General features: G+C 64.2%; 9 protein-coding genes. 4 read left to right on the plus strand and 5 right to left on the minus strand.

The genetic code is table 11. From position 1 onward, the window contains the following. Positions 1-167 precede the first annotated feature (167 nt). The gene (gene tkt, locus AWB79_RS17260; RefSeq protein ID WP_061168632.1) at positions 168-2,261 is read left to right on the plus strand and encodes a transketolase; all 2,094 of its coding nucleotides are present in this window, start codon (positions 168-170) and stop codon (positions 2,259-2,261) included. Between the two features lie 5 nt (positions 2,262-2,266). Further along, complete coding sequence (gene gnd, locus AWB79_RS17265; RefSeq protein ID WP_061168703.1) at positions 2,267-3,247, plus strand: phosphogluconate dehydrogenase (NAD(+)-dependent, decarboxylating); 981 nt, start codon at positions 2,267-2,269, stop codon at positions 3,245-3,247. 57 nt (positions 3,248-3,304) lie between these two features. Here gnd and nodJ read toward each other — a convergent pair whose 3' ends face one another. Both nodJ and nodI read right to left on the minus strand, forming a co-directional pair. Next, on the minus strand, positions 3,305-4,081 hold the full coding sequence (gene nodJ, locus AWB79_RS17270) for a nodulation factor ABC transporter permease subunit NodJ (protein WP_096031557.1): 777 nt from the start codon (positions 4,079-4,081) through the stop codon (positions 3,305-3,307). A gap of 79 nt (positions 4,082-4,160) precedes the next feature. Beyond that, complete coding sequence (nodI, locus tag AWB79_RS17275) at positions 4,161-5,123, minus strand: nodulation factor ABC transporter ATP-binding protein NodI (protein WP_061168634.1); 963 nt, start codon at positions 5,121-5,123, stop codon at positions 4,161-4,163. 358 nt (positions 5,124-5,481) lie between these two features. Between nodI and AWB79_RS17280 the strand changes: the two genes are divergently transcribed. Beyond that, positions 5,482-5,991 (plus strand): universal stress protein, encoded by a 510-nt coding sequence (locus tag AWB79_RS17280; RefSeq protein ID WP_061117618.1) that lies wholly within the window; start codon positions 5,482-5,484, stop codon positions 5,989-5,991. A 4-nt stretch (positions 5,992-5,995) separates the two neighbouring features. Here the strand turns inward: AWB79_RS17280 and AWB79_RS17285 are convergent, their stop codons facing one another. From AWB79_RS17285 to lexA, 3 genes are all read right to left on the minus strand, one after another. Continuing rightward, complete coding sequence (locus AWB79_RS17285) at positions 5,996-6,607, minus strand: DUF2939 domain-containing protein (protein ID WP_061168635.1); 612 nt, start codon at positions 6,605-6,607, stop codon at positions 5,996-5,998. Between the two features lie 139 nt (positions 6,608-6,746). Beyond that, on the minus strand, positions 6,747-7,073 hold the full coding sequence (locus AWB79_RS17290) for a hypothetical protein (protein ID WP_061168636.1): 327 nt from the start codon (positions 7,071-7,073) through the stop codon (positions 6,747-6,749). 232 nt (positions 7,074-7,305) lie between these two features. Further along, entirely contained in the window at positions 7,306-7,956 is a 651-nt protein-coding gene (gene lexA, locus AWB79_RS17295) for a transcriptional repressor LexA (protein ID WP_061168704.1), read from the minus strand. Between the two features lie 267 nt (positions 7,957-8,223). On the opposite strand from lexA, the gene AWB79_RS17300 reads away from it, so the two are divergent. Further along, positions 8,224-9,258, plus strand: a complete 1,035-nt coding sequence (locus tag AWB79_RS17300) for a sulfate ABC transporter substrate-binding protein (RefSeq protein WP_061168637.1) — start codon at positions 8,224-8,226, stop codon at positions 9,256-9,258. Positions 9,259-9,308 lie beyond the last annotated feature (50 nt).

Consider the following 9,308-nt stretch of genomic DNA (forward strand, 5'->3'; position numbering starts at 1 on the left):
TCTGCCTCACCGCCGCCGCGAATCCCTCACATGGGATTTGGCGGCGCGCTCCCCGTGTCACATGCGGTGCGGTGCCACTCGCAAGGCACTACACTTGCTCGATGGTCCTGGTTGCCCGCTGCGGCGCCTCTCGCCACAGCGCGCTCTTCGCAAAGGAGTCGTCGCTCATGTCTCAAGCAACACCTCAGGCCAAAGACCTCGATCGCCTCACGATCGACACCATTCGCACCCTCTCGATGGACGCCGTGCAGAAGGCCAATTCCGGCCATCCCGGCACGCCAATGGCGCTCGCGCCCGTCGCCTTCCATCTCTGGCAGAACCATCTGCGCTACGACCCCGACGCGCCGATGTGGCCGAATCGCGACCGCTTCGTGCTGTCGGTCGGGCATGCGTCGATGCTGCTGTATTCGCTGCTGCATCTGGCCGGCGTAAAGGAATTCGACGAAGACGGCAAGCCCACCGGCAAGCCCGCGGTGTCGCTCGAGGACATCGAGCACTTCCGTCAGCTCGACAGCAAGACGCCGGGCCACCCCGAATTTCGCATGACAACCGGCGTCGAGACGACGACCGGACCGCTCGGCCAGGGTCTCGGCAACAGCGTCGGCATGGCGATGGCCGCGCGCTGGAAGGAGACCCGCTACAACAAGGGCAACGACAAGCTCTTCGATTACCGCGTCTACGCGCTCTGCGGCGACGGCGACATGATGGAGGGCGTGTCGCACGAAGCCGCGTCGCTCGCCGGGCACTTGCGGCTCTCGAATCTCATCTGGATCTACGACAGCAACACGATCACGATCGAAGGCCACACGGAACTCGCCTACAGCGACGACGTGGAAGCGCGCTTTCACGGCTACAACTGGCACACGCTGCACGTGGACGACGCCAACGACGGCAACGCGCTCGAAAACGCCATCAACAAGGCGAAGTCGCACACCGACAAGCCGACGCTGATCGTCGTGAAGAGCATCATCGGCTGGGGCGCGCCGAACAAGCAGAACACGGCGAGCGCGCACGGCGAGGCGCTGGGCGAAGAGGAAGTGAAGCTCGCGAAGAAGTTCTACGGCTGGCCGGAGGACAAGCAGTTCTACGTGCCCGATGGCGTCATGCAGCACTTCGCCGACGGCATGGGCGCGCGCGGCAAGAAGCTGCACGCCGAATGGAAGCAGCGTTTCGATGCCTACGAGAAGAGCAATCCGGAACTCGCGAAAGAGGCGTGGCAGATGCTCGAAGGCAAGCTGCCCGAAGGCTGGGACGCCGACATCCCCACCTTCGAGCCGGACGCGAAGGGCATCGCCACGCGCGAGTCGTCGGGCAAGGTGCTGAACGCGATCGCGCAGCGCATTCCGTGGCTGATCGGCGGCGCGGCGGACCTGTCGCCATCGACCAAGACGAACCTCAAGTTCGAAGGCGCGGGCAGCTTCGAGTTCGACAACTACGGCGGCCGGAATCTGCATTTCGGCATTCGCGAGCACGGCATGGGCGCGGTCTGCAACGGTCTCGCGCTTTCCGGGCTGCGGCCGTACGGTTCGACGTTCCTGATCTTCAGCGACTACATGAAGCCGCCGATCCGCCTCTCCGCGATCATGGAAGTCCCGGTGATCTACGTGTTCACGCACGACTCGATCGGCGTCGGCGAGGACGGCCCGACGCATCAGCCGATCGAACAGCTTGCGTCCTTGCGCGGCGTGCCGGGCCTGTGCACGCTGCGTCCGGCGGACGCGAACGAAGTCGGCGAAGCGTGGCGCGTGGCGCTGTCGCATCCGAAGGAGCCGTCGTGCATCGTGCTCACGCGCCAGCCGCTGCCCACGTTCGACCGCAAGAAATACGCATCGGCGGATGGCGTGAAGCGCGGTGCCTACGTGCTCGCCGATACCGAGGGCGGCAAAAAGCCCGAAGTCATCCTCATGGCCACCGGCAGCGAAGTGTCATTGTGCGTCGAGGCGTACGAGAAGCTGAAAGGCGAGGGCGTGGCGGCGCGCGTGGTCTCGATGCCGTCATGGGACATCTTCGAGCAGCAGGATCGGGCGTACAAGGATTCGGTGCTCACGCCGGACGTGCACGCGCGAGTATGCGTCGAGCAGGCCGCGACGCTCGGCTGGGACCGCTATGTCGGCCGCCTGGGATCGCAGATCGTCATGCATACGTTCGGCGCCTCCGCGCCGCTCAAGGCGCTCAAGACGAAGTTCGGCTTCACGCCGGAAGCGGTCTACGAGGCCGCGAAGAAGCAGATCGAACGCGTGAAATCCAACGGCAAGGAGTGACCAACATGCAGATCGGCATCGTGGGACTGGGGCGCATGGGCGGCAACATCGGACGGCGCCTGATGCGCGACGGACATGCGTGCGTCGTGTACGACCACAATCCGCAAGCCACCGAGACGCTGGCGGGCGAGGGCGCGACCGGCGCGAAGGATCTCGGCGATCTCGTCGCGAAGCTGGCCGCGCCGCGCGTCGTCTGGCTGATGCTGCCGGCGGGCAAGATCACCGAGGACACGCTGAACGACCTTCGCAAGATCCTCGGCGCGGACGACGTGATCATCGACGGCGGCAACAGCTTCTACAAGGACGATATCCGCCGCGCCAAGGAGTTGCGCGAGCAAGGCATCCATTATGTGGATGTGGGCACGTCGGGCGGCGTGTGGGGCCTCACGCGCGGTTACTGCATGATGATCGGCGGCGAAGAGGAGGTCGTGAGGCGCATCGATCCGATTCTCGCGACGCTCGCACCCGGACGCGGCGACGTGCCCGAGACACCGGGGCGCGAAGGGCGCGATCCGCGTGTCGAGAACGGCTATATGCATTGCGGACCGGTCGGCTCGGGGCACTTCGTGAAGATGGTGCACAACGGCATCGAATACGGGTTGATGCAGGCGTATGCCGAGGGCTTCCATGTGCTCGAGCGCAAGGATTCGACGGAATTGCCCGAGAGCGAACGCTACTCGCTCGATCTCGCCGATGTCGCGGAGGTGTGGCGTCGCGGCAGCGTCGTTTCGTCGTGGCTGCTCGATTTGACCGCGGGCGCGCTCGCCGGCGACCGCTCGCTCGATCGCTACTCGGCGGAGGTCGCGGACAGCGGCGAAGGGCGCTGGACCATCGAGGCGGCGATCGAAGAAGCGGTGCCGGCGCAGGTGCTGTCGGCGGCGCTCTACACGCGCTTCCGCTCGCGGGATGTCGAAGCGTTCCCCGAGCGGCTGCTCTCGGCGATGCGCTTCGGCTTCGGCGGACATCACGAGTTTCCGGTGAAGTAGCGCCTTATCGTGCAGACGTAAAAACGGCGATGGACCTTCGAAGTCCATCGCCGTTTTTCATTTCATCATGCGTCGCCTGAACAGCCACGCACACAGGCCGAACGGCACGACGACATACGCAGTCAGCACGATCACATGCAGTGCGACGCCATTGAACGGACGGCCGAGCATCGCCGGGCGAATCAGCTCCACCGCGTGAAACAACGGCAGCGCCTGCGTGACATGCTGCGCGAGCGCGGGCAACTGCGCGATCGGAAAGAACACGCCGGAGAGCAGCAGCATCGGCGTGAGCGCGAGCGTCTGATAAAACATGAAGAAATCGTAGCTCGGCGCGAGCGCGGTGATGACCATCGCGGTGCTGGCGAACGCGAGCCCGGTCAGCACGATGACGGGGAGCGCGATCAGCATCGAAGGAAAGCTCGCATAGCCCAGCGCGCCCGCGACGATCATGATCGCCACGCCCGACAGTACCGATTTGCTCGCGGCCCACACGATCTCGCCGAGCACGATATCGCCGAGCGTGAGCGGCGTGTGCATGATCGCCTCCCACGTGCGCTGCACGTGCATGCGCGAGAAGCCCGAGTACATCGCCTCGAAACTCGCGGACATCATGACGCTCGACGCCGCCGTGCCCGCCGCGAGGAACGCGATATACGAAACGCCCTCGACATGTCCGACCATCAGCCCGAGACCGAGTCCCAGACCGAACAGATAGATCATCGGATCGGCGAGATTGCCGATCATCGAGGCGATCGCGAGCTTCTTCCAGACGAGATAGTTGCGCCGCCACACCGACATCCAGTGCGTGGCGTTGGCGGGCAGTGCGCTGGACATCGGCGTGAAGCTTTCCGCGTGCTTCGCGGACGGCGCGCGCTTTTTTCCCACGCGCGATGGTTCGAGCGTATCCATTCGGTCAGTCCACCATTTCACGTCCGGTGAGACGCAGAAACACATCTTCGAGATTCGCCGGACGATGCAGATAGCGCACGCCGGCGCGGCCCTTCACGCGCGCATGCACGGGTTGCGGGTCGTCGACATAGCAGAAGAGCGTCTCGCCGCTCACTTCCATGCGCTCGACCAGAGGCGCCAGTTCGGCGGCGAGCGCCTGCGGATCGGGCCCGTAGATCTCGATGACATCCGAACCGATCACCGACTCGACGAGGTCGTGGGGACGTCCCTCCGCGATCTTGCGGCCTTCCTCGATCACGCAGACGCGGTCGCACAGACGCTCGGCTTCTTCCATGAAATGCGTGGTCAGGAGGATCGTCTTGCCGCGCGCGAGCAGCGAGCGCAGCCGTTCCCAGATCAGATGACGCGCCTGCGGATCGAGGCCGGTGGTCGGTTCGTCCATCACGAGGACGTCGGGATCGTTGACGAGCGCGCGCGCCAGCGTGAGACGCCGCTTCATGCCACCCGACAGTTCGCCGACGCGCGCATCGGCCTTGCTTTCGAGCCGCGCGAATTCGAGCAGCGAAGGCACGAGCGCGTCCATGCGCGCACCCGTCAGGCCGAAGTAACGGCCGAACACGACGAGGTTCTCGCGCACCGTGAAATCGGGGTCGAGATTGTCGAACTGCGGCACGACGCCCACACGCTCGCGCGCGTGACGCGCGCGGGCCGGCACCGGCTCGCCGACGAGCCGGATGGCGCCGCTGTCCGGCGAGGTGATGCCGAGCAGCATCTTGAGCGTCGTCGTCTTGCCCGCGCCGTTCGGTCCGAGCAGTCCAAAGCATTCGCCGCGCCGCACCTCGAAGGACAGGCCATCGACGACGCTGCGCTCACCGTAGTGTTTCCTTACTTCGCTGAACTCGATGGCGGGCGCGCCCCTTTCATCGACGCCGGGCCGCGCACCTTGGTGCAATGTTTGATCAGTCATGCATTCGACCCGCGAGGGAAAGGCGCATCAGGGAAATCCAGCGGGCTAGTGTAATCCAATGCACCAGCGCGGCGCTCGGGCGGCCAGCGCCGTGCAACCGCACGCCGCATGTCCGTGTCAAACGTGTGCAGCGGGCATCGAACCGGTTCCGGCCGATAGTGCCAGAGGCTTGTCGGCCAAGGACTGCGGGTATCTGGCACGGTGCAAGCTAGCATGTTCGCGCGCAGGCACGCCGGTTAGCGTTTTCCAGCGTTGCCACGCATGGGGCGACACACGATGATGAAGTCACGCCGCGTGTAAATTGCGCTTTGAGTCGCGTCCGGCGAAGCGAAAAGGCGAGTTGGCCAGGGAGGTCATGATGGAAAGCTATCGAAAAATCCTGCTGTGCTATGACGGCTCCAGAGAGGGCCGCAAGGCGCTCCGGCAGGGCGCGAATCTCGCGCTCGATCTGAATGCGGAAACGCACGTGCTCGCGGTGGTGGACATGCGTTCGAGCATTGCACAGAGCGCCGGACTGCTTACCGATATGGCGTGCGGGCGTTTCGAGGAGGCGGCGCGCGACATTCTGCAGGAAGGCGTCGACTGGCTGCGCGAGCGCGGTCTGCAGGCGCAGGGGCACTTCGCGTTCGGGCACCCGATCGACGAGATCGCGGCCCTGGCCGAAAGCCTTCAGGTGGACCTCGTGGTCGTCGGGCATCGCTGCCGCAACGGGCTTGCGCGCTGGTGGATGGGCGCGGGCAACACGCCGCTGCTCGATCGCGTGAAGTGCAGCATTCTCGTCGCCGTGTGTCAGGCCGGTGAATCCGCCGAAGCGGAGGACGAGGCGGCGTATGCGGCGAAGCCGGTCAAAGCGGAAGCCGGCGCCTGATCCGTCAACCGTTCAGATCCACCGCGACGAGCTTCCATGACACGAGGCCGTCGCGATGAAAGATCGCCGAGTAACGGGCGTCGCCCGCGCCGTGCCGATAGGTGACGACGAATTCGTTCAGGCTTCGATAACCGGCCGTGGTCTGAGGCGGTTCTTTCGGCGCTTGAGGCGCGTTCGCGACGCCGGACACGCCGGACGCATCCGATGAACCAGCAGGATTCGCCGACGCGACACTACCAGGCTGTGGCGGACGCTCTCCCGGATTGCCGCGCGGCGGGATGCCGTTCAGGATGGCCGCGACACCGTCCGGCGTCGCGTACGAGTCCACCAGGGGACCGACCAGCGCCGCGCCGATCATGGCACCGATGATCGCCAGCGGATTGCCGCTTTTCTGAATATCGACGCGCCGCGTGAGCAATCCGGCGATCTGATCCTTGAGACTTGCGCGCAGGGCGGGAAAATCGACGTACTGGTTGACGGTCTGCGCGTCGCGCGCATCGGCGGCGCGCTTCACGCGATTCAACGCGATGTAGGGTGACGCATAAATGAAACCGAGCGCCGCGCTCAGAATCACGACGACGAGCGCGGTGGCGATAGATCGGGTGGTGCGGGTCATGCGACGGCGAAGCCTCTCTTGCAGAACGTGAATCTGGAATTGACCATGCGGATGCGGGATATATCCCAAAATTTCTCGTTCTTCGTGCGTTCGGCCTCAATTCCAGGCACAAATCGCCGTCGCAACATGCAACGCGCGCTCAGGCAAGGATTCCGCCGGCGAGCCCCGCGTTTTCCTCGGCGATGCAGCGATCGATCATGCGCGATACTTCGTCGATCTTGCCTACCAGAATGACGCGGGATTGTCCGCGATAAACGCGCACCGGCGCGCGTTCCGCTGCATCCGCATGCACGCCGCTGTTGAGCGACACGCGCGCGAAAGCCGGCTGGCGCGACGGCAGCGCTGGCATTTCGTCGAAGAGATCGGGCGTGGTTTCGGCGCGCGGCATGCCGCACGCGATCAGCGTGCGCAGATGGCGCAGACGGCCGAATTGGCGAAAGGGCAGCAAACGGGCAAAACGTTCCATGATGACTCTCCAGACGATAGGACGCACTGCGGCGCGCCGCGAGCGGTGGCCGTCATGCTTGTTGTGTTGTGAACGCCTTGAGCGGGCGCTCGCGCGGTTGGCAAGGTGATATTGCGTCTTTACCGGGACATTTCTTGTCTCTGTACTGTCTCGTTTGGACAACCAAGTGACGCAATATTTTTGTCGCTTCTTCCTCTACCCCAAACTGCGAGCCGATAAGTCAAACCCCGCGTCAGAGCTCGCCCGAACGGATCAACCCGACCGCGATGCCTTCCAGGGCGAAATCGCCGCTGCCCGAGCGGACGAAGATGTTTTCGTAGTCCGGATTTTCCGCGATCAGCTCGACGCCGTCGCGATGACGCTTCCAGCGTTTCACCGTGACGTCGTCGCCCAGACGCGCGACCACGATCTGCCCGTCTTTCGCTTCCGTGCGCTTCTGCACGGCGAGCAGGTCGCCGTCGAGGATGCCGGCGTCGCGCATCGACAGGCCGCGCACCTTGAGCAGATAGTCAGGTTTGCTCGAGAACAGCGCCGGATCGCATGCGTAGTGCTGCGAGATGTGCTCCTGCGCGAGGATCGGGCTACCCGCCGCGACCCGTCCGACGAGCGGCAGCGACAACTGCATGATGCTCGGGTGCGGCAGCGTGAACTGATGGGGCAAGTCCTGCGCTTCGCCCAAAAGGCGGATGCCGCGCGACGACCCCGCCGCCAGTTCGATCACGCCTTTGCGCGCCAGCGCCCGCAGGTGCTCCTCGGCGGAGTTGGCCGAGCTGAAGCCGAGCTCCGCCGCGATCTCGGCGCGCGTGGGCGGAAAGCCTGTGCGCTCGATCGCGCGCTGGATCAGTTCGAACACCTGCTGCTGCCGCGCGGTTAGTTTGGATATCTTGGTCACTGGCTCGAGCCCCTGATGCACTGTATGGATGGACAGGTGACTGTATTTTTATACAGTATTTCCGTCTTTTCAAGCTTTACTTTAAGTTCGGGGCCGCGAGCCTGCCGAACGCTCGTTCCATCGGCGAAGACGCTTTTTCCATCGGGGAATAAGGTTCTTAGCAGATTTACGTATAAAAAAGTGAAGAACGATTATTTCTAATCATATAGACGCGTCGATAGACTGATTCCGTCAATTCGATAAGACGGAGAACGGGGAATGCAAAGCATCGGTTTGGGATTGGGCAAGGGCGCGCGGCGCCTGTTCGCGGCGGCGGCGCTGACGGCGGCGAGCTTCGGCATGGTGACGCAGGCGGCGGCGCAGACGTCGTTTCTGAACGTCTCGTATGACCCGACCCGCGAGCTGTATCAGGACTTCAATCAGGCGTTCGCGAAGAAGTGGAAGGCCGAGACGGGCGAAACCGTCACCTTCAAGCAGTCGCACGGCGGCTCGGGCGGCCAGGCGCGCGCGGTCCTCGATGGCCTGCAGGCCGACGTCGTCACGCTGGCGCTCGCCTACGACATCGACGCGCTCGCCTCCAAGGGTCTCGTCAACGCGGACTGGCAGAAGCGCCTGCCGGACAACGCGTCGCCGTACACGTCGACGATCGTGTTCCTCGTGCGTAAGGGCAATCCGAAGCACATCAAGGACTGGGACGATCTGACGAAGCCGGGCGTGTCGATCGTCACGCCGAATCCCAAGACCTCGGGCGGCGCGCGCTGGAACTATCTCGCGGCGTGGGCGTATGCGCAGCACAAGCCCGGCGGCAACGAGCAGACCGCGAAGGATTTCGTCACGAAGCTCTACAAAAACGCCGGTGTGCTCGACTCGGGCGCGCGAGGCGCGACGACCAGCTTCGTGCAGCGCGGGCAGGGCGACGTGCTGATCGCGTGGGAAAACGAGGCGTTCCTGTCACTGAAGGAGTTCGGTCCGGACAAGTTCGAGATCGTGGTGCCGTCGGTGAGCATTCTGGCCGAGCCGCCGGTGGCGGTCGTGGACAAGGTCGTTGACAAGCACGGCACGCGCAAGCTCGCGGAAGCCTATCTCAAGTATCTGTATAGCGACGAAGGCCAGCAGATCGCCGCGCGCAACTTTTATCGTCCGCGTTCGGACAAGGTGCCCGCCGAGCTGACGAAGCAGTTTCCGAAGCTGAAGCTCTACACCATCGACGATACGTTCGGCGGCTGGACCAAGGCGCAGAAGACGCACTTCGCGGATGGCGGCGTGTTCGACTCGATCTATCAACCGCAATAAAGACGGCTCACGACGACGCGGCGCGCCAATGACGCCGCGCGTCGCACAAG

The organism is Caballeronia hypogeia (genome assembly GCF_001544875.2).
In the GTDB taxonomy this organism is placed as follows: domain Bacteria; phylum Pseudomonadota; class Gammaproteobacteria; order Burkholderiales; family Burkholderiaceae; genus Caballeronia; species Caballeronia hypogeia.

Bases quoted from the DNA above. Each gene is read 5' to 3' on its own strand.
- AWB79_RS17300 (WP_061168637.1), top strand. From the start codon at position 8,224: ATGCAAAGCATCGGTTTGGGATTGGGCAAGGGCGCGCGGCGCCTGTTC.
- AWB79_RS17285 (WP_061168635.1), bottom strand. From the start codon at position 6,607: ATGACCCGCACCACCCGATCTATCGCCACCGCGCTCGTCGTCGTGATT.
- nodI (WP_061168634.1), bottom strand. From the start codon at position 5,123: ATGACTGATCAAACATTGCACCAAGGTGCGCGGCCCGGCGTCGATGAA.
- nodJ (WP_096031557.1), bottom strand. From the start codon at position 4,081: ATGTCCAGCGCACTGCCCGCCAACGCCACGCACTGGATGTCGGTGTGG.
- gnd (WP_061168703.1), top strand. From the start codon at position 2,267: ATGCAGATCGGCATCGTGGGACTGGGGCGCATGGGCGGCAACATCGGA.
- AWB79_RS17280 (WP_061117618.1), top strand. From the start codon at position 5,482: ATGGAAAGCTATCGAAAAATCCTGCTGTGCTATGACGGCTCCAGAGAG.
- tkt (WP_061168632.1), top strand. From the start codon at position 168: ATGTCTCAAGCAACACCTCAGGCCAAAGACCTCGATCGCCTCACGATC.
- AWB79_RS17290 (WP_061168636.1), bottom strand. From the start codon at position 7,073: ATGGAACGTTTTGCCCGTTTGCTGCCCTTTCGCCAATTCGGCCGTCTG.